General features: G+C 26.6%; 18 protein-coding genes and 1 riboswitch. Of the genes, 1 reads left to right on the top strand and 17 read right to left on the bottom strand.

Annotated features, from left to right (window positions below; genetic code table 11):
- From hisG to N4A48_RS05825, 10 genes are all read right to left on the bottom strand, one after another.
- Entirely contained in the window at positions 1 to 630 is a 630-nt protein-coding gene (hisG, locus tag N4A48_RS05870; protein ID WP_293664910.1) for an ATP phosphoribosyltransferase, read from the bottom strand.
- Complete coding sequence (locus N4A48_RS05865) at positions 618 to 1592, bottom strand: ATP phosphoribosyltransferase regulatory subunit (RefSeq protein WP_293664909.1); 975 nt, start codon at positions 1590 to 1592, stop codon at positions 618 to 620. The genes hisG and N4A48_RS05865 overlap by 13 nt, the downstream gene beginning before the upstream one ends.
- Positions 1593 to 1931: 339 nt before the next feature.
- Positions 1932 to 3137, bottom strand: coding sequence for an aspartate kinase (locus tag N4A48_RS05860; RefSeq protein ID WP_293664908.1), 1206 nt, complete (start codon positions 3135 to 3137; stop codon positions 1932 to 1934).
- Positions 3138 to 3157: 20 nt separating this feature from the next.
- Positions 3158 to 4462: a diaminopimelate decarboxylase gene (lysA, locus tag N4A48_RS05855; protein ID WP_330665058.1), complete on the bottom strand. Its 1305-nt coding sequence runs from the start codon at positions 4460 to 4462 to the stop codon at positions 3158 to 3160.
- A 135-nt stretch (positions 4463 to 4597) separates the two neighbouring features.
- Positions 4598 to 4750: riboswitch (Lysine riboswitch) on the bottom strand.
- Between the two features lie 99 nt (positions 4751 to 4849).
- Positions 4850 to 6007, bottom strand: a complete 1158-nt coding sequence (locus N4A48_RS05850) for a pyridoxal phosphate-dependent aminotransferase (protein ID WP_293664907.1) — start codon at positions 6005 to 6007, stop codon at positions 4850 to 4852.
- Between the two features lie 11 nt (positions 6008 to 6018).
- Positions 6019 to 6981 (bottom strand): threonine ammonia-lyase, encoded by a 963-nt coding sequence (locus N4A48_RS05845; protein ID WP_293664906.1) that lies wholly within the window; start codon positions 6979 to 6981, stop codon positions 6019 to 6021.
- Positions 6974 to 8113: an aminotransferase gene (locus N4A48_RS05840; protein ID WP_293664904.1), complete on the bottom strand. Its 1140-nt coding sequence runs from the start codon at positions 8111 to 8113 to the stop codon at positions 6974 to 6976. The genes N4A48_RS05845 and N4A48_RS05840 overlap by 8 nt, the downstream gene beginning before the upstream one ends.
- Before the next feature lie 12 nt (positions 8114 to 8125).
- Complete coding sequence (locus N4A48_RS05835) at positions 8126 to 9178, bottom strand: ornithine cyclodeaminase family protein (protein ID WP_293664903.1); 1053 nt, start codon at positions 9176 to 9178, stop codon at positions 8126 to 8128.
- 155 nt (positions 9179 to 9333) lie between these two features.
- Positions 9334 to 10482: a PucR family transcriptional regulator gene (locus N4A48_RS05830; RefSeq protein ID WP_293664902.1), complete on the bottom strand. Its 1149-nt coding sequence runs from the start codon at positions 10480 to 10482 to the stop codon at positions 9334 to 9336.
- Positions 10483 to 10527: 45 nt separating this feature from the next.
- Entirely contained in the window at positions 10528 to 10971 is a 444-nt protein-coding gene (locus N4A48_RS05825) for a GNAT family N-acetyltransferase (protein WP_293664901.1), read from the bottom strand.
- 322 nt (positions 10972 to 11293) lie between these two features.
- On the opposite strand from N4A48_RS05825, the gene N4A48_RS05820 reads away from it, so the two are divergent.
- Positions 11294 to 12145 (top strand): patatin-like phospholipase family protein, encoded by an 852-nt coding sequence (locus N4A48_RS05820; RefSeq protein WP_293664900.1) that lies wholly within the window; start codon positions 11294 to 11296, stop codon positions 12143 to 12145.
- A gap of 37 nt (positions 12146 to 12182) precedes the next feature.
- On the opposite strand, the gene N4A48_RS05815 is transcribed toward N4A48_RS05820, so the two are convergent.
- From N4A48_RS05815 to N4A48_RS05785, 7 genes are all read right to left on the bottom strand, one after another.
- Positions 12183 to 13040, bottom strand: a complete 858-nt coding sequence (locus tag N4A48_RS05815) for an endo alpha-1,4 polygalactosaminidase (RefSeq protein WP_293664899.1) — start codon at positions 13038 to 13040, stop codon at positions 12183 to 12185.
- A gap of 5 nt (positions 13041 to 13045) precedes the next feature.
- A complete protein-coding gene (gene pelG / locus N4A48_RS05810) occupies positions 13046 to 14527 on the bottom strand; it encodes an exopolysaccharide Pel transporter PelG (RefSeq protein ID WP_293664898.1) in 1482 nt (493 codons plus the stop codon).
- Positions 14528 to 14531: 4 nt separating this feature from the next.
- The gene (gene pelF / locus N4A48_RS05805) at positions 14532 to 15944 is read right to left on the bottom strand and encodes a GT4 family glycosyltransferase PelF (protein WP_293664897.1); all 1413 of its coding nucleotides are present in this window, start codon (positions 15942 to 15944) and stop codon (positions 14532 to 14534) included.
- Positions 15945 to 15959: 15 nt separating this feature from the next.
- Positions 15960 to 16925: a hypothetical protein gene (locus N4A48_RS05800; protein WP_293664896.1), complete on the bottom strand. Its 966-nt coding sequence runs from the start codon at positions 16923 to 16925 to the stop codon at positions 15960 to 15962.
- Between the two features lie 9 nt (positions 16926 to 16934).
- The gene (locus N4A48_RS05795) at positions 16935 to 18764 is read right to left on the bottom strand and encodes a DUF2194 domain-containing protein (RefSeq protein WP_293664894.1); all 1830 of its coding nucleotides are present in this window, start codon (positions 18762 to 18764) and stop codon (positions 16935 to 16937) included.
- Positions 18764 to 19984 carry a hypothetical protein gene (locus N4A48_RS05790; protein ID WP_293664893.1) on the bottom strand — a complete coding sequence of 407 codons (1221 nt, stop codon included), beginning with the start codon at positions 19982 to 19984 and terminating at the stop codon, positions 18764 to 18766. The genes N4A48_RS05795 and N4A48_RS05790 overlap by 1 nt, the downstream gene beginning before the upstream one ends.
- Positions 19985 to 20356: 372 nt before the next feature.
- A partial coding sequence (locus N4A48_RS05785) for a hypothetical protein (protein ID WP_293664892.1) occupies positions 20357 to 20838 on the bottom strand: 482 nt, incomplete at its 5' end.

The raw sequence follows: 20838 nt of genomic DNA, 5'->3' as shown, positions 1-20838 counted from the left end.
TTATCCCTCCATATTTTCGTTTAATGATTTAATAATATTTTGAATTCTATCAAACTTAAATCTATAACTTACTCTATTAGATATTAACCTTGCACTTATATTAAACATATCTTCTATTACCTCAAGTCCATTAGCTTTTAAAGTATTTCCTGTTTCAACTAAATCAACAATCACATCAGAAAGTCCTACTAAAGGTGCTAATTCTACAGAACCATTAAGCTTTATTATCTCGATTTTTTGCTGTCTTTCGTTAAAGTATTTTTTAGCTATTTCAAGGTATTTAGTTGCAACCTTTAAAATATCATCTTTTATATATATCTTTTCTCCTTTTATACCAGCTATTGAAAATTTACATTTACCAAATCCCAAATCAAAAATTTCATATACATTTGTATCACTTTCTAAAATTGTATCTTTCCCCACTATTCCTAAATCCGTAACTCCTTTTTCTACATATGTAACCACATCAGATGCTTTAACATATATATAATTAATTTTATTTATATCATCTTTAAAAATAAGCTTTCTAGAATCTAAATCTATACAATCCCCTAACCCTATTTTTTTAAATACATTATCAGCTTGTTTTCCTATTCTTCCTTTTGAAAGAGCTATAGTTATATAATCCAATTTCCATCACCTTTCTTATTGAGAACTTTAATTAATTCATCTATATCTATTGAGAACCCTATTGCTGAAACTTTTTCACCAAATAACTCTGTTAAAGAATCATATCTTCCTCCACTTATAATTTCTCTATATGAATTTTCATAATAACCTTTAAATACTATCCCTTCGTAATAATCTAACTCTGCAACCATAGATAAATCAAAATGTATATTTTTTAAATATCCATACTCTCTAATAAATTCATTCAAATCTTTAAGATCCTCTATAGATTTTTTCATTTCATCACTCATATAAAATTTTTCAGCTTTTTTTATAATTTCTTCTATATTTCCCTGGAAATCTAAAATATTAGATAACAACTCGCATATTTCTTTTTTTATATTTAAATTTCCGACATAATCTATTAGTTCGATCTTATTTTTTTTATAAATTAGACTTTTTAATTCTTTTTCAACACTTTCTTCTAAATCAATCACTCTTAATATTTCATCAACATACTTGCTGTTTCCAATTTCTAAAATAAAGCTGTTGTTATATTTTTTTAAAACCTTTAGAGCTATCCCAATCAAATCTCTATCTGCTTTCATAGACGATTCTCCTATATATTCAATTCCCATTTGTCTAAATTCCTTAATATTTAAACCAGCTTTATTTCTAAAAATTGTAGAATTATAAAACAACTTAAGCTTCAAATCGTCTTCCCATCTTGGAATCAAATTTTTTATTATGTTCATTGTAATATCTGGTCTTAAAATTAATATATTTGAATTTCCATTCAAAACCTTTACCATAGATTCTTTTTTTATTCTCTTGTTAACAAACATAAAGTTATCATAGTCTTCAAAAATCGAAGGTTCTATATTAATGCATCCATCATCTATAAACATATCTTCTATTTCTCTTGTTATCTTATATCTCTTATTTAAATAATCTATTTCATCTTTAATTTTTAAAAATTCCATTAAATCTCCTACCTTTCCTTAATATACAAAAAAGCCATATAGGTATATACCTACATGGCTTTTTAATATTATAAACACTTATATTAAACCATCATAGATACAAATCCTATATTTTTTGCAAAATAACTAGGACTTGTATCTATGAACTATTTTTAGCTCATTATTACAAATCCTTAAATCTATGATGATGTCTTAAGTTTAAATTCGATTTTACTAAAACTAAATTTTTCATATCAAGCACCTCTCCTCAATTTCACTTTATCACTTCAATTCATTAAACCGCTAAATTGTTATTCATATTGCAACACCTTAATAAATTTTATGCAACTACTTTTCATCCTATAAATCAAATTCTTTTGCTATTACAGTTATTGCCTTTCCTTTCTCTCTTGAATCTATAGTGTAGGATATACTTATCTCAGAAGTTGTAACTTGCTTAAATTCAATATCATTATCTGCAAATATTTTAAATACCTTAGCTGCAACTCCTGATTGATTCATCATACCTATTCCAACAACAGATATCTTAGTTATATTGGATTCCACATGTATTTCTATATCTTTTATTTCATTTTTCAATTTATTTACTACACTATGAACAATCCCTATATCATCTCTAAATGTGGTAAAAGAAACATTTATATATCCATCCCTAGGTGCTGTTTGACTTATCATATCTATATTAACATTATTTTGTGATAACTTATCAAATATAGTTGCTATATTCTTAGAATTATATAAAACATTGTTCATAGTAACCATCAAAACATCATCAGTACTCGTAAGACCTGTTATTACTTTTTGCTCCATATTTTCATCATACTCCTTTATATAAGTTCCTTTTATATCTCCTTTATTTAATGCAACATAAATAGGTATATTATATTTAAAACCTATTTCAACTGCTCTTGTTTCCATTACTCCTGCTCCTAAGCTTGATAGCTCCATCATTTCCTCATAGCTTATATAGTCTAATTTTTTAGCCTTAGAATATACTCTAGGATCAACACTATAAATACCCTCTACATCAGTATATATCTCACAAGTACAATTAAGCTTTGCAGCTAAAGCAACTGCTGTAGTATCCGATCCTCCTCTTCCTAAAGTTGTTATATCACCATTCTCATTTATACCTTGAAAACCTGCTACAACAACTACTTTTCCTTCACTCAAATGATTTTTAATAATATCAATATTAATTTCCGCAACACGATTTTTAGTGTGAAATCCTTCTGTTTTTATTCCTGCTTGAAAACCCGTTAAAGATATTGAATCGTATCCTTGTTCCTTAAATATCATTGATAATAATGAGATAGAAACTTGTTCTCCTGTAGACATAAGCATATCTAACTCTCTTTTACATGGATTTTGTGAAATTTCTTTAGCCATTTCAACTAATCTATCAGTGCTTTTTCCCATAGCAGAAACTACAACTACCACATCATTTCCTTTATCTCTTTGCTTTATTACTTTTTTTGCAATATCTTTCATTTTATCTATACTTCCTACAGAAGTTCCTCCGTATTTTTGAACTATTGTAGCCATACTAACTGCCCCCTTTAGTTTTAAAATTGTATATCATTTCTAATAAGATCTTCATACGTTTCTCTTTTAACTACAAGTCTTGACTTTCCATCTTTAACAAACACTACTGCTGGCTTTAAAAGCCTATTATAATTACTTGACATACTGTAATTATATGCACCAGTGCTTAAAACAGCTAGTACATCATTTCTTTCAACTTTTGGAAGTTCAATATTTTTTATTATAATATCTCCAGACTCACAGCACTTTCCTGCAATAGTATATATTTCGTCATATTCAAAATTCATTTTATTAGCAACAACAGCTTCATACTTAGCATCATATAATGCTGTTCTTGGATTATCAGTCATACCTCCATCAACAAACATATATTGTTTACCTCCATATGTTTGTTTAGTCCCCCCTATTTTATAAAGTGTAGTTCCTGCATTAGCTACTATAGATCTTCCTGGTTCTATCATCAATTTTGGCATGCTCATATTCATATTTTCGATTCTATCTTTTATTAATATAAGTAGATTATTAAGACATTTTTTTATATCTATTTGATCATCTTCATGCGAATAACGAACTCCAAATCCTCCACCTAAATTTAATTCTTCAGTAACAAAGTCACACTTATTTTCTATTTCTTTCATAAACTCAATCATAACTAAAGCACTTGAATGGAACGAATTTTCTTCAAAAATTTGAGATCCTATATGACAATGAAATCCCTTTAAATTTACTCTATTACTCATTTGAAATTTATTTATTATAAACTGAATATCGTCACTAAATATTGATTCACCAAACTTTGAATCATTTTTAGAAGTCTGAATATATTTATGTGTATGTGCCTCTATACCTGGATTCACTCTTAATAAAACATCTATATCTTTATCCAATTCTTCACATAAATTATCTAATAACTCTAGTTCTTGTCTATTATCTATAATTATTCTACCTACACCTGATTCAATTGCAAAAATCAGTTCATCTTCTGTTTTATTGTTCCCATGCATATAAATCTTACTTGGAGGAAAATTTGCTTTTAGTGCTGTATATAATTCTCCTCCTGAAACAACATCTAAAGATAGGCCCTCCTCTTTTATAATTTTACATATGGCTAAATTCAAAAATGCTTTAGAAGCGTATATTACCTCAGTATCAATTCCTTTTGCTGAAAAATTTTCATTAAATAATTTGCAATTATTTCTAATTAGTTCCTCATCCATTACATATAATGGAGTTTTATACTCTTTAGCTAAACTAACAACATCACAACTACCTATTTCAAAATTCCCTCTATTATTTATATTCATAGTTCCAAATAATTTCATCATAATTCACCTCTTCTTGTATATTTTAATATTTCCAATTTTCCATTAAAAAAACAGTCATGAGCAAAAGGTACTCATGACTGTTTTATACAAAATTAAAATATATTTTATACAAAAACAATAATTCCTTTTGCCCCAATATGATAAGTACTCCTTTAGAAAATTGGGCTATTTTCTAAAGACAGTACTATGCTTATTAAACATAGCCCCAATACACAAAATTTATGTATTTCGGCGGTTGGCCCTTTCCAATATACTGTACTCTTTACAACCGCGGCCTCTATATCATATTGTTTATATTATTTTTTTGAAAGTTTTCTATATTTTCTGATTAATCACTTTTAAAGATTTTAACAGATATTCTGACAAGAGTCAACAATATTTTGAATATTAACCCAAGAATATGTCCATAGCACTTATTCTATCAAATGCCTCTTTCAATCTATCAATATTCTGAGTAACAGCAATTCTTATATACCCACTTCCACTTTCTCCAAAGGCTTCACCAGGAATAGTTAGAACATGTGCTTCATTTAAAATTCTATCTACTACTTCCTTTGATGTAAGACCTGTCTTTTTTATATTTACAAACAAATATATGCTTCCTTTTGGCTTTATTACAGATATATTTGGAATACTTTTTATTCTATCATATGCATAATAAATTCTATTTTTATACTCATCTTTTATAGGTGGCTGAACTTGATTTCTCATACTAAGAGCGTGAATCGCTGCTCGTTGTGATATTGACGGAGCTGTAAATACACTATTTTCATTTATACTTCTTATAGTTTGTATAACATAGCTAGGTGCTAGAATATATCCTATTCTCCAACCAGTCATAGCATAATCCTTTGAAAAGCTTCCTATAGTTATTGTTCTTTCTCTCATTTTTTCTAAAGTTGTTATAGGTATAAACTCGTCTTCATACATAAATAGTGTGTATATATCATCTGCAATAACTACTATATCTTTTTCTATACAGACATTAGCTATTTCCTGTAATATCTCTTTATCAAAGCACGCCCCAGTTGGATTATTTGGAGTATTAAGTATTATTGCTTTTGTGTTATGGGTCATAGATTCTTTTAATTTATCTATGTTTATTTTAAATTCATCTTCCTCATACGTTTTTAAGAATACAGGTTTTCCTCTTGTTATCTCAACTTGTTCTTTGTATGGAGTAAAATATGGTTCATGTATTATAACTTCATCTCCATCATCTAATAAAGCTTCAAGTACCAAATACATTGCATGGCACCCACTAGTTGTTATCATGCATTCTTTTGTGTCTAAACTATACGAATATTTATCTTTATAGTAATCACATATTTTCTCTCTAAGTTCTAAATATCCCAAAGAATTAGTATAGTGTGTATGACCATTTCTAGCATCTTCAAATGCTTTGTCTATTATTCTAATATCTGTATTAATGTCATGATCTCCAAGACTTAAGTCTATCAAATCTTCATACTTTCTTGTATGATTCATACTCTCTGCCATTGGTGTAATTGCTTTATTTAAGTATCTTTTAGATATATACTTCATCGTATCACCTCTTAATACTTATTTAATATATTCATCATAAGTTCCTCGTCTATGTTTCCACCAGATATAACTAAGACCGCATTTTTCCCCTTTATTATATCTGGATTTTGGAGTATTGCACCAACACATATAGCACTCGATGGCTCTGCAATTATTTTTTCTTTTTTAATCATATGAGATGTTCCTTTTTTTATAAATTCTTCATCTACCTCTATTATTTCATCTATACATTCTCTTCCCATTTTATATGCGATTTCTCCAACACCTCCAATTAAAGCTTCACATACAGAATCTTCACTTGGATAGGTTTCATAAAAAGTATTATTCTCTAAAGCTTTAACCATAGCAGGGCATGATTTTGTCTGGAGTCCAATAATCTTAACATTTGGATTAATATGCTTTGCTGCAACACTTATACCTGTTATAAGACCTCCCCCTCCTATTGGAACTAGTATTGTATCTATATTTTTATTTTGTTCAAATATTTCAATACCTATAGTTCCCTGTCCAGAGTAAACAACTTCATCTCTTGAGAATGCATCTATATAGACCATATCATTCTCATTTATGTAGTTCATGGCATACTCATAAGCATCATCAAAAGTATCTCCAAGAATCTTAACACTTGCTCCAAAATAATTTATTTTATCTATTTTAGCCTTTGGAGTATTTTTAGGAACAAATACTAAAGAATTTTTGATTCCTATAATACCACATGAATAGCTAAGTGCTATAGCATGATTTCCAGATGATACAGCCACTACACCCTTTTCCTTTTGATAGTCAGTTAAAGATGTAAGTTTACTCATAACACCTCTTATTTTAAAACTTCTTACACTCTTTTGTAGTGATTCTAATTTTAAATAGCAATTAGTGTTTTCATCACTTAAATATATAGACTTTTCTAAAGGAGTAATATACACCTTGTCCTTGATTCTATCTCTACTATTTACTATATCTTCATAACTAAACATTAGACTTTCCTATCTTTAACTCTTTCAAAAACTCAGATATTTTCTTAAGTCCAACCTTTATAATTTCAGGGTTATTCGCAAATCCAAGTCTTACATACCCCTCCATATCAAGTGCACTTCCTGGAACTAACATTACACTTTTTTCTTTCAATAATCTAAGACAAAACTCTTCTGATTTCATATCAAAATCGTACTTTAAAAAAGCAGTAGTCCCAGCTTTTGGCTTTATGTACTCTATAAGGTGTTCATTTTTTACCCATTCATCTACAAGTTGTGCATTACCTCTAACTATATCTAAATTTCTCTTGATTATTTTTTCCTTGTTCTCAAGTGCTACAACTGAGAGTCTATCATCAATCATTCCACAACTTATAATATTATAGTCTCTTCTTTTATTAACCTTTTTTATAAAATCTTTAGGCCCAACTACCCATCCAATTCTAAGCCCTGCTAAAGAGAATGTTTTAGACATACTTCCAGTAGATATTCCCTTTTCATATAAATCAAATATAGATTTTGTGAAATTTTCTCCATTATGATTCAGCCCTCTATATACCTCATCACAAAGAATATAAGCATCACATTCTTTAGCTATATCTACTATTTCATTTAAAAATTCCTCATCCATTAAAGCTCCAGTTGGATTATTAGGATTATTTATGCATATAAGCTTAGTCTTATCATCTATGTATGATTTTAACTCTTCTAAATCAGGTAAAAATTCATTCTCAGGTCTTAACTTCAGTATTTTAACATTAGCACCAATTGATTCTGGAATAGAATAATGCTGCTGATAAGTAGGTAACACAGATATAACAGTATCTCCAGCATCAACTAAAGTTTCAATACTTAATGAGTTTGCACCTATTGCTCCATGAGTTACAGTTATATTTTCTATATCCACTTTTTCATAAAGAGTTGATATCTCATTTCTAAGTTTAACTGATCCCTCAATTTCACCATAAGTTAATTTCATATTATATATCTCATCTAATATTTTTTCTCTATTATCAGTATAATTTAGAAGTTGATTTACAGTTAATGATTCAACACAAGTCTCTGCTAAATTATAATCGCAATCATTCTCATAAAGACCCATCCAAATTTCAACACCAAAATCTTTAATCTTCATTGTAATCCCCCCTTATAAATCTACCTCTACACCTAAGTTTTTCTCTTTCGCAGCATCTAAAACAATTTTAGATGCCATAAGGTCTTGAAGTGCTATACCTGTAGTATCATAAACAGTTATATCCTCATCACTCAGTCTTCCCTTTTCTCTACCTATTATTACATCCCCAATTTCACAAATTATGTCCTCTTTACTTATTGTTTTGTTTTTAATTCCTATCTCAATCTCTCCTACATCAAGAGCTTGATTCATTTCATCTACATAAACTCTAGCACAAGCTAGTATATTTTCATCTATTTCCTGCTTTCCATTCATATCAGACCCTACGCAGCTAAAATGAGTTCCTTTTTTAACCCATTCCTTCATAATAAGTGGTTTTCTAGATGGTGTTGCAGTTATTATTACATCACTTAACTCAACAGATGACTTTAAATCATCCACTCCTTCAAAGTTTACATCAAACTTCTTAGAAATATCATTGTATAAATCTGTATTTTCATACTTAGACAAAAACTTATCTGTTAATATATCCTTCATAGAGTTGGCAAGCTTCATTGCATTATTTGAATCAATAGGATCATATATTCTAACATTCTTTATATTTGGCATACTTATCAATGTTGCAGCTATTTGGAAACTAGCCTGATGTCCAGCCCCTACCATTAATAAATCAGTACAATTTTCTCTTGCCAGATACTTAGCCCCTATAGCTCCAGCAGCTCCCGTTCTCATTCCAGTTATATACTCAGCATTTAATATTCCTATAGGCATTCCAGTTTTGCTATCAAATACCATAGTAGTTCCAATTAGCATAGGTAACTTCTTATCTTCATTGTCCTTAAACCAAGAAACTAACTTAAGCCCAAATATATCCTCTCCCTTGAGATGTCCTGATTTGATATCCATATCAGCAACTCCTCTTTCAAATTCATGAAATACCATATCAAATACCTCAGTTTTTTGTTTTGCCTTTAATCTATACACCTCTTCAATAGCCTCAATAACCTGCTTCATATCAATGACTTGCTTTATAACCTCTTCATTTAAAACTCTAACCTTAAACATCTAAACTCCCCCTCGTATTTTTGTACTAAAAAAGAGAAAAACTTAATTTATTTTTCTCTTTTTTATCTATCTTCAAGTATTCAATTTTTAAACACACTTTACCTTTGTAATTTTTCACAAGAAGAGAGTAGATTTTTGTGATTTTTACAAACCTTTTATATATCAGTTCCTAGTACTTTATATATCTTTATAGCAATGGATAATTGTTCATTAAAACTTCCCTCTAAATTCTCCATTTCTAGTATTTCCTTTATCTTATTTATTCTATACCTTATAGTATTTCCATGCTGAAACATAGAATCGGCCGTTTTCTTTATATTGCAATCATACTCTATATATTTTATTGCAGTATCTAGAATACTAGAATTAAATCTTTCATCATAATTTTTCAAAGGCATTATTATACCTTTATAAAAATTTTCTGCCCATACAGTATCTACAAAAGGCATTATCATCTTATATATTCCAATATCTTTATAATAAATTTGTTCATCTGATTCAACCATATTATACTTCATACAGTATATACTTTCTTTTATGGCAATATTCATATCTTTTAAAGAATGATTATTACTAATTGCTATATAATAATCATTCTTATTTAAATTAATAGAATCTAAATATTCATATAAGCTAGTTTTAATATTTTTTTTGTAGCTATAAATAACAAGTATCCCCATCTTATATTTTAAAATAGACACTCCTACATCTATATTATTAAATCTTTTAATATCCCCTATTATATCTATAATATTTTCTTCACTTAAATACTTTTTGGATATACAATATGATACAGCTATATTTTCATTGAAATAACTATTGATTTCCAGAGTCAGTTGTCTTATGATACCATTGCTTAAATCAGAATTTATTATTACATCAATCTTACTTTCAAATAATCTATGGTTGTCTTTGTTTCTTATACAGTTCATAATGTCAGTTATTACATTCTCAAACATAATATCTTTGTCGAATATGAATATTGGTAATGAATTTTCATTAGCATAATCCTTTATTTCATCAGGCAAATTATCATAATATATATTTTTTATAGCAAGAGCTCCAACAGAATTTTCAACCAATAAATCTATAGATTTCTTGACAAGGCTTATATCATCTTTGGCAAAGAAAAAACTAGTAATAACAAAATCACCTCTATTAAATAGATCTTTAAAATCATCCATAACCTCATATTCTAATATTCCAACCTTATCTATATTATTATCAAGACCACGTTCTCCAGTTATGATTTTAAATTTTTTTAAGTTATCAAGTTTAATTATTTCTCTAACCTTAACTCCCATATATTTGCTCCTTTTTCAGCTAATATTATATACTAAAAAATTCGTCTACTTAATATAAAGCATCTCTACATGCTCAATTCCATCTTCCAAATAAACATCAGATACTTCTTTAAATCCTAAACTTTTGTAAAAATTAACCAAATATTTTTGTGCAGATATTCTTATAGACTTCTCATTTAATTTTCTCTCTATAAAATCAATTGCTATTAACATCATTTCTCTAGCTAGTCCTTTTTTTCTTTTATTCTTAGATACTAAAACTCTACCTATAGATACTTCATAATAAGCTATTTCTTTAGGTATTATTCTTAGATAGCACAATATTTCTTCATTATCCTCTAAAAATAAATGGTATGATATTTCATCATTTCCATCACAATCTTGATAAGGGCATTTCTGCTCTAATATAAAAACTTCATTTCTTACTTGTAAAATTTTATACAATTCTTTTATATTTAATTCTTCAAATTTTTTTAATACCCAGTTCATAAACTTTCCTCCTCAAAAAAAATTCGTCTACTCGCTAACGCGATGACTCATAGTTCCAACAAGTCTAACGACTCTATTGCTTAAAAATAGTCTCAAGTATAGCTCTTTCATCAATATTATCCACAAATCAAAAATGATATAGTTTTCTTAAGCATAAAAAATTTTTAATACCTTAATATATAATTAAACTGCTTCTTAATTTAAATATTAACAGACATATTTTTTTCATCCAATAGAACTAAATGTTCATCTTTAATATACTATATTTTTATCAAAAAGGGAATAATATGTATATTATATATTAACAAAAGAAGGTGATTAAATGAAAAATATAGGTTTAATTCTTCCAGGAGGAGGAATGAAAGGAGTTTATACATCAGGTGTTATAGATTTTTTTATAGAAAAGAAAATAAAATTCCCTTATACCATAGGTGTATCTGCTGGGGCCTGTAATGGATCTGCTTATATATCTAACCAACACGGTTTTGGAAAAGTTTTTTATACTAAGTATTTAAATGATAAAAGATATATAAACTTGAGAAATTTTTTTAAACATAATAAATCAGTTCTTGGAATGGATTTTATATTCGATGAAATTCCGAACAAACTAGAACTATTTGATTTTGATTCTTTTAATAAGGCTCCAGAAAAATTAATTATAACTGCTACTAACTGCATGAACGGTAAAACTGTATATATTGATAGGCACAATTGCGATGATTTATTAAAAGCTATAAGAGCTTCTTGTAGTTTACCTTTTGTAAGTCCTATTGTAGATTATTGCGACATGCAGCTTTTAGATGGCGGTCTTTCTGATCCAATACCTATAAAAAAATCTCAGAATGATGGAAATAATAAAAATATAGTAATTCTTACAAGTAAAGAAGAATCAAGTAAAAAACCTAGATATCTAAAAAAACTAGCTAAAAAATTTTATACAGACAACACTACTTTAATACAAGCTATAGATAATTGTTACGATATATACAACGATTCATTAAAATATATTAATGAACAACAAAAGGATGGTAAAGCCTTTGTTATATCTCCAAGCCAATCTATCAAATTGAATACACTAGATAAAAATCATAAAAATATAAACAATTTATATGAACTAGGATACAAAGATGCTTTAAACTCTTATGGCAATATGGTGAACTATATTAAAAATTAAAAGGACTACAAATGTAATGTAGTCCCCTCTCTTATCTTCATTCAGTACTATCATAAATATCACTATTTCTAAAATATACATATAGTTTGCTGTTTAAAGGATTTTTATTTATATTTTCTTTTACAGGAGTTACAATATAAAAATCTATATTCATAGCATTAATCTCTTTAATTCTATTTTGAGACCATTGATCATTTTTTAAAAGATCAAATGAAAACCCTTCCCACATTATCCCATCTATATATTTTTGCGAATAATTTTTTGCAGTTTCAAATCCCCAATTTTGAACAATTTCTAAGTTTTTATAATTATTTTTTATTCTTGATAAAAACTGCTCATAGTTCTCTCTCATAGTTTTTTTATCAAGTTGACTCCAATTAGAATCATCTATATCTCCAACTGTATCAAAAAAAACTCCATCTAAGTTTTTATTAATAATTTGTAAATACAATTGTTCTAATAAGAAATTTTGATAACCTTTTTTTCGTATATCCATATACCAAGATTCCCATTTATCAATTCTAATTTTTTTGTTTTCTGGTTTATAAAACCAAGACTGATTAAGTACTGGAAAATCTATATCATTTTCATTTTGTTCAACAACTGATATATATCCTAAAACTTTTACTCCTAGATTTTTCAAGGTAATAACTTGAGTTTTTGTTATATTCTTAGGTTCTATTATTACAACTGAATACTTTGATAATTCTTTCATTTTATTATCATTTATATTTCCATAGTATATTATGAAATTTTGTATATTATTTTTAACTTCTACAGTATTATTATATTTTTTCATACTATAGTTAGTCCCAGAAGCTTCATTAATGGGGATAATAAAAGTTCCAATTAAAGCTATAACTATTATAAATATAATTGTATATACATATTCCATATCTTTCACCTTTTTTTATATTTATTTTCAAAATTATTAGACAAAAAATTCATGTAATCGGCAATATTTACAAATATACCTTTTTCCTTTGCAATAAATACTGGCTGTTTTCCAAAGGTATAATAATTTATATCTTTTAAAAATCTTACCATTATTACAATGGCTACAGCTAAGGTTATAAAGGAGCCTACAAAATATCCAAATCCATAAAACTCAATACCTCTTGGTATAAAATATAAAGTAAATACTCCATTTAATAACATAAACAAAGATGCTATAATTAACGCAAATTTTCTTGATTCAAAATAAAGTAAAATAAGAATTATTATTAATATGAAAATATTACATAAAGCCCCAAGAGCAGCTATTCTAAATATGTCTCTTATTATTATAGGAATCTCTAAGTATGAAAATATTTTACCAGATATGATTATTAGTGTTAATGAAATTATTGTTTGAGTTTCCATCGTATATACAACTTGCTTGTATACAGATTTTTGCATTTGTTTTCTCGCTACTTCTATGTCATCATACGTTCCACTTCCCATTGAAAAAGTATAATACTTTTTATACATATCATAAAATTCAGTTTCAATAGATACCATAAAAAGAATCATTGTAGGTATAACAGTTAAGTATGCTAAAAATACAGCATTATCATAAAGAGGTGCATATTTATATGTTTCATATATATCTACTCCTAGTGGAGAATACCACATTAAAATATCATCAATCCATAATCCCAATGTATAAAAAAGACCTATATAAAATAAATTATAAAATTTGCTTAAGTATCTAATAAAATCATACTCCTTATTATTACTAACATAAAAGGTTGAGAAAAAACTATATAATAAAATTGAATAAGTAACTATTATCCCAATTAAATATGCTAAAAGTAATCCACTTGCAATAGGATATTCTTTAAATTGTAGAGGATAATTAACAAATATAAATGATAATATAACTGAAATTATGCCTCCAATTATATAAGCATATGAAATTATAGAATAATTTTTTATTGCACTTAAATAAACCATTATAATCCATATCAATGATATAAATACAAATAAAGAAAGTCCCATAAATCTATAATATAAAGGTAATTGATTTTTATAGTAATAAATAAATCCTACAATATAAGTTATTATAAATACTAACCTACTAAGTCCTATGAATGATGATTTTATATAATTATAATCCTTAATATATAGTTTATCGGATATATACCTAGTAATTAATAGTTGCCACGGTGCAGTTATTATTTGAGAAAATACAAAACTATAAACTATAGTCCCCATAAATAAATCTTTTTGAGATATATCATTAAAATAATACTCAGCCATAAAAAGAAGTATATTAACAGTCAAAACCGCTGCTATCCAAGGTCCAGCTGCAACTATTGATGAATACATGTACGCCTTTAACCTTGTAGTAAAAAATTCTTCTTTAAACAATTTTTTTAAAGTAAATCCTATTCCTGCCATAAAATCACCTTAAACTTTCATATACTTCATTATATTTTTCTATAAACATTTTATTTGTATAATATTTTTCAACTCTTTTTCTCCCATTTTGGGACATCTGTATTCTTAAATTTTTATCTTTTATTAATTTAATTATGGCATTTGCTGTATTTCTTGGAGAAACAGGAGTAGTTATTATTCCCGATAATCCTATATCATCATCTTTTTTTCCTTCTAATAGTTCTCTACACGCTCCAACATCAGTGGCTACAAATGGAATCTCACATGCCATACCTTCAAGTATAACTAAAGGCTGACCTTCTGATATTGATGTTAAAACCAGTAAATCTAATTTTTTTAAATATTTTTTTATATCTACTTTTCCTGTAAACTCTATATTATCTTCAAGACTTAAGTTTTTAACTAATTTTAAGCATTCTTCATAATACTCTATATCTTCATCATATGGTCCTATTAAATATAATTTAACTTTAGGCAATATAGATTTAACCACTTTGAAAGCTCTTATTAAAGTTTTCACATCTTTTATAGGCACTATTCTTAAAATCGCGCCTATATTAAATCCTTGATGAGCTTCATGTTCTGCTTTAAATTTATTTAAATTTACACCATTAGGTATTACTATTGTTTTTTCTTTATTACTTCCAAGCTCAAGCTGTATACTTCTATTTCTTTCAAATAAAGATACAACTATATCTGCACTTTTATATGCACCTATTGATATATAATAAAAAAAATCTATCCATGTCTTCTTATATATTCCTGTAACCCACTTAGCTCTTATTATTTCTTCTTCTCTTTCTCTTGCATAAATTCCGTGCTCTGTTAGAATAAATGGTTTATTATTTTTAAATTTACATAATAACCCTAAAAAACCTGCATATCCAGTAGATACCGAATGGTATATATCAGCTTTTGGAAGTTCACTTTGAACTATATTTATAAAAGGTATAACCATAGACCTTATAGTCCAAAAAAACTGATTAAATTCTTCATTACTGTAATTATCTTTATAAAATTTTAATATCATATTCCAAAAAAATCTGCTTTGCAAAAATTCTATACAATCACCAAACTTATTTTTATTTGACATTATACTTATAATTAAATTCCAATCTACATTTTTATCAAATGTAAAAAATTTTTCTATCTCTATTAATTCTTTTTTATTAAGTTTTGGTTCTTTGATTTTTTTATTTGGCTCTAAATAAATATAATCATTCATATATATAGTTTTAATTTCAACAACATTAGATGGTATCTTATATTTATACTCTAAATTACTTTCTCTAGATGGCATTATTGAAACTATTTTAAAGGTTTTATCATTCATCTCATATACTAGTTGATTAATCCAAGAAGAAACTCCTCCAGATATATAAGGATATGAACCTTCTGATAAAATACAAATTTCCATACTATCTTCCTCTTTCTATTTCCAATAATCAACAATAGGTTTATACTTATTGGGAATATCCAAATCTAAATCAATAATCTTTTTAGCTATATTAGAAACTTCTTTATAATTCCCCATTATAAAAAATACCTTCATATAATAAATATAGTGTTCACATTCTTCTATATAATTTCCGTATAATCTTTTTAATATTTTGATAGATTCTTGTGGTTTGCCTAGACACATATATACATCAGCTATATCTAATAAAAGTCTATATTCTTCACCGAATTTATCTAAATATTCAATCAATATATCTAAATATTGTTGTAATAAAATATTTTTAAGCTGTTTACTAAGTAGTCCTGAGTTTAAATATTTATCATATACCTCTATTAGTTTTTTTAATGTCTCCTTCTCTCTTTTTTTATCATAAGAATCTATTAAATAATTTATTTCATGTTCATACTCTTGTTCTAATAAATTTAATGTTGAAGACGCATAATGAACAACCTCTGGATCCTTGTCTTTTAAAGCAGTTTTAAGTATTTTAACTTTCAAATCAATATCTTCTTCAATAAGATTTACGATAATATCTTTTTTCTTTTCATTAGATGAATATTTTAAAATATCTAACGCCGAGGTCATATTAATTTCTTTTTCAAAGTCGAATTTGTTTTTTATAATAATTTGATTCATATATTTTATATATTTTTCATAATCCTCTATTATATTATTTTTAGATTTATTTAAAAATAATAACAAATCTAAAATTGATAAAACTACCAATCCAATTATAGAAAAGAACATACCTAAATACAGTGGCAGTCCTTTATCATTTTTTATTAATATATTATTTATAAAATATATAGCTAATATAATAACTATATGTATACACAAAAACATACTTAAGCTTAAATAATCATAACTATATGTTAAAATATATATAGTTATTTCTAAAATAACTCCTATAAAATAACTAATGGAATTAAAAAAACTCATAAATATCACCTATTTTAATTTTATTTCAATTTTAGGTTCGTTTGCCTCTATCAAGTAAAGGCCTGTATCTTTGTCTATTAATGTGAATTTACCTCCATCAATTCTTGATATCTTATCTTCTTTTATTCTTAAATAATGATATGCAGGAGGTATTAGATTTTCATGATAAATATTTATAACACTATCTTTTTTAGTTATATAAACTTTTAACTCTTCCTTTTTAATATATTCTGTGTATGCTTCTATATTAGTAATCGGTCTTAAAAAAGAGAATCTGTCATATATATCTGAAAATATATTGCTCAAATCTTTTTTCATTTCATTCCATGTTCTTCCCTTTGATTTTTCTTTATCTAATACATCATCAGGATGAATAAAATGATTAACTATTCCGTAGTGTGCTATCCCATTATAAATATCCCACATAAGTTCAGGGCTATAATCCTGACCAGAGCTTAATCTTGGAAAATCATATATTCCTAAAACATCTGGATCTTTTCCAAACTCTTGATATAACACTCCATTTTCAGATTCCCCTGTATAAAGCCCTGCAAAAACCTTCAATTCTTTAAATACTTTTTTAACTGCATTTTTTCCATCCTTTGATATAATATTTGAAGGAGGAACATAGGTATATATTTTTATGTTTCCATACATATTTTCTATACTATTCTTTAATATTTTTAATGATTCTTCCATAGTCTCTTGAGATTCCCACTCATTATATCCATAATCTTCAAAGTTCATTTGTCCCTTTAAAGCTAATGAATTATGATTATATCCATGTACTCCAATTTCTCCTTGAACTTCTGAGAGTCTTCTTCCAAAATATTTTATATCTTCAAGCTGTAATTTATTTAATTCATTCAAAGGTTTTTTAGTTTTATCACTATATGTTCCTATTATAAGTCCTGTATACTTTATATTATACTTTTGTGCAAAATTATACATATCTGACCACCATATATTTTTATAAAAAGAATTATTGTCCATATTGTATTGAGAGTATATAACTTCATCCTTTCCTTGCTTTATAGGCGAAGGAAAATCATCAATATCAACCATTTTGGCATTCAATATAGTTGATAAAAAATAATCTCCTATATATGAAATATACTGTAGCATTAACCCCCTATTTACTTTATCCATTAAAAGTGTAGAGTTTACATAGAGGATTCTCCCTTTGCCATACTTATTAGTCCATATAATAGGCTTATTTTCAGATGTTGCAAGTACATCTGCATCCTGCTTTAATATAACATCTAAGGATGAATGTACTACTTTTTTACTTTTTATCTCTAGTTCATCAAGTCCTGGAAATATCTCTCTTTCAAATTTGAATCCATATAAAGACTTTTTCAAAAACCCTTTATTTTCTTTTACTCCGACTATATCATTAAACTCATTGAAAAATGCTCTAACTAAAAATACAGTATGACCTCCATTTTTAATATAGTGTTTTATTATATTGGGATTTTTAATTTCATAAAGCCTTTCACTTCCTATTACTAACAAATCATCTGTTTTTAATTTTTCTATTTCTTTTTCAACTTCTTCTGCTTCAATATCTATTAACTTATAATTTAACTTTGCCATATTAAATGTATAATATATATTATTGTATATATCACTAGATCCTTTGTCTTTATTAGAATACAGCACAAGTATCTTTTGGTAATTCTTTGGAATAGATGAAGAGATATAATTTAATTTACCTTCTTTATATTTTTGGTTAACATCAAATGTTTTTTCAAATATGCCATACCTAACTAGTTGTATATTAATTGCACATATTAGTATTAAAGCTAGTATATAAATAATGCTTTTTTTTACATTCATCATATTATCCTTTCAATCTCATAATCAAATCCCCGTAGTATTCTTTTTTCAATATTCTCCCACACACTTTGAGGAGTCACAGGTAGTAAAACATAAATTATATTGTTTTTTTCATCATAAGCTATAATATCAACAGTTCTAATTAATTTATTTAATTTATTATCCAAATGCTCTATACTTATATCTTTATTTTTAAATTTTAAAAGACCATACTCTAAATTATATCTTTCTTTTCTCTCTTTTTCCTCTTCAAGTCTTTCTTTAAAAAATTCATATTTCATTATATTAGTATCTTTATAGTATTTCTTCTTATTAAGTTCTAACTCTACTTCTATTGCTTGAACTAATGCTTTATTTATCCAATCTACAATTACTTTAAATAAATTAAATGAATACTCTGTAACCATCTCAAAATCCATTTTTTCTATATTTATAACTGCTATGACTCTATGATCTTTTATAATAGGTCCAGACAACAGTGGAAATTCATTTTGACACTTCCCATTTCTTTTTATAGGAATTTTTTTATTTATAAGTTTTCTAAAGCAAAACTTATTGAATATGTTTATAGAATTAGGTATTGTCTTACCTTCTCCTTTTTTCAACTTTAACCTTAGATATTTATTATCTTCACTTACAGTATATATAGACATTGTTTTAGCTTTTAAAAATTTAGATAATATATGCATTATTTCTGTATATATTTCTTCTGAATCTAATGTTTCTAAAGATGATGCTATTTCATATAAGGATACTATACTATATTCAGCTCCAACTATTTGTTTTCTTAATTCTTCTTTTATAAATCTTAATTTTTCATATCCCTTCATTAAATTCTCATATTTTTCACTCAAAATATCATATTCTAATTTTGAATTACTAATACTAAGATCATAATTATCTTTAAATCGTCCAAAAACTATAGCTGAAAGAAAGAACATAAGTAAAAATTTATAATATGAATAGTCTATAAAAAATAGAAATAAATCTCTTCCCAAAATCCAATATGAATAAATAAATGTTATAGATGCTATTGTTGCACTTAAAACACCTAGATAATTTCCATATCTAAGAGACATAGTAACTACTACTATCACCAGAGGATGTATGTTCATATTTATAAAATTATCTTTTGTTGGGTTTATATAAAAAAATATAAAGAATATAATGTAATTTAGTACAATATTTTCAATAAGACAAAATTTTAATTTTTTTTTCAATATAATTCCTCCTATGTAATTTAGTTTCTTTATATGTTTATACAATATATACATATTATAGAACTTAGCTTTTTAAATACTATTAGTATTGCCTATTTTTTTTAACCAATGCTAATTAATTAGCATTCAATTTTTATTTCAGATTGACTAATTTCACTCAATGTATTGATTTCACTGCCTTTGTATGAAATTTGTTTTCACTGAATTCTTTAATAAGTTAGCAAGTTTATTATTATGTTATATGTTTGAATATGGGATTGATTCGGTTTTTGGGTATAAAAAAGAGCATCTACTCTATTATTAAAGTAAATGCTCTCTTTTGTATTTTTTAACAATCACCTAAACAAGCTTAGTAATATACTTACTGAGCATTTACGCATTTACAGTAATTGTATATTCTTGCTTTTCTACTCCATTTTCAGCAATTACTAAAACTACCATCGTATTAGTCACAGCATCCGTTACTGTTGCTTCAGTTGTTTGACCTGTTGCTGTTAACACTTTAATTTCTGCATTATTATCTGATGCTAACGCAGTTTTTAATGCCGATACTGTTGTTCCGTTTGCTACTTTCATTGTATGATTATCATTCTTTACTTCTGTTACAACTGCATCTTTTCCTGTTGCAACTTTAATATCTGTATTATCACTTAATACTGCATTTACAGTAATTGTATATTCTTGCTTTTCTACTCCATTTTCAGCAGTTACTAAAACTACCATCGTATTAGTCACAGCATCCGTTACTGTTGCTTCAGTTGTTTGACCTGTTGCTGTTAACACTTTAATTTCTGCATTATTATCTGATGCTAACGCAGCTTTTAATGCCGATACTATTGTTCCATTTGCTACTT

The sequence above is a fragment of the Tepidibacter sp. genome (genome assembly GCF_025210165.1).
Lineage (GTDB): Bacteria > Bacillota > Clostridia > Peptostreptococcales > Peptostreptococcaceae > Tepidibacter_A.
This window is presented reverse-complemented; position numbering and strand designations above follow the sequence as displayed.

What these genes read in the sequence shown, in the direction of transcription:
- N4A48_RS05865 (WP_293664909.1), bottom strand. Translation starts at nt 1,592, where the DNA reads ATGGAATTTTTAAAAATTAAAGATGAAATAGATTATTTAAATAAGAGA.
- N4A48_RS05860 (WP_293664908.1), bottom strand. Translation starts at nt 3,137, where the DNA reads ATGGCTACAATAGTTCAAAAATACGGAGGAACTTCTGTAGGAAGTATA.
- lysA (WP_330665058.1), bottom strand. Translation starts at nt 4,462, where the DNA reads ATGATGAAATTATTTGGAACTATGAATATAAATAATAGAGGGAATTTT.
- N4A48_RS05850 (WP_293664907.1), bottom strand. Translation starts at nt 6,007, where the DNA reads ATGAAGTATATATCTAAAAGATACTTAAATAAAGCAATTACACCAATG.
- N4A48_RS05845 (WP_293664906.1), bottom strand. Translation starts at nt 6,981, where the DNA reads ATGTTTAGTTATGAAGATATAGTAAATAGTAGAGATAGAATCAAGGAC.
- N4A48_RS05840 (WP_293664904.1), bottom strand. Translation starts at nt 8,113, where the DNA reads ATGAAGATTAAAGATTTTGGTGTTGAAATTTGGATGGGTCTTTATGAG.
- N4A48_RS05835 (WP_293664903.1), bottom strand. Translation starts at nt 9,178, where the DNA reads ATGTTTAAGGTTAGAGTTTTAAATGAAGAGGTTATAAAGCAAGTCATT.
- N4A48_RS05830 (WP_293664902.1), bottom strand. Translation starts at nt 10,482, where the DNA reads ATGGGAGTTAAGGTTAGAGAAATAATTAAACTTGATAACTTAAAAAAA.
- N4A48_RS05825 (WP_293664901.1), bottom strand. Translation starts at nt 10,971, where the DNA reads ATGAACTGGGTATTAAAAAAATTTGAAGAATTAAATATAAAAGAATTG.
- N4A48_RS05820 (WP_293664900.1), top strand. Translation starts at nt 11,294, where the DNA reads ATGAAAAATATAGGTTTAATTCTTCCAGGAGGAGGAATGAAAGGAGTT.
- N4A48_RS05815 (WP_293664899.1), bottom strand. Translation starts at nt 13,040, where the DNA reads ATGGAATATGTATATACAATTATATTTATAATAGTTATAGCTTTAATT.
- pelG (WP_293664898.1), bottom strand. Translation starts at nt 14,527, where the DNA reads ATGGCAGGAATAGGATTTACTTTAAAAAAATTGTTTAAAGAAGAATTT.
- pelF (WP_293664897.1), bottom strand. Translation starts at nt 15,944, where the DNA reads ATGGAAATTTGTATTTTATCAGAAGGTTCATATCCTTATATATCTGGA.
- N4A48_RS05800 (WP_293664896.1), bottom strand. Translation starts at nt 16,925, where the DNA reads ATGAGTTTTTTTAATTCCATTAGTTATTTTATAGGAGTTATTTTAGAA.
- N4A48_RS05795 (WP_293664894.1), bottom strand. Translation starts at nt 18,764, where the DNA reads ATGAATGTAAAAAAAAGCATTATTTATATACTAGCTTTAATACTAATA.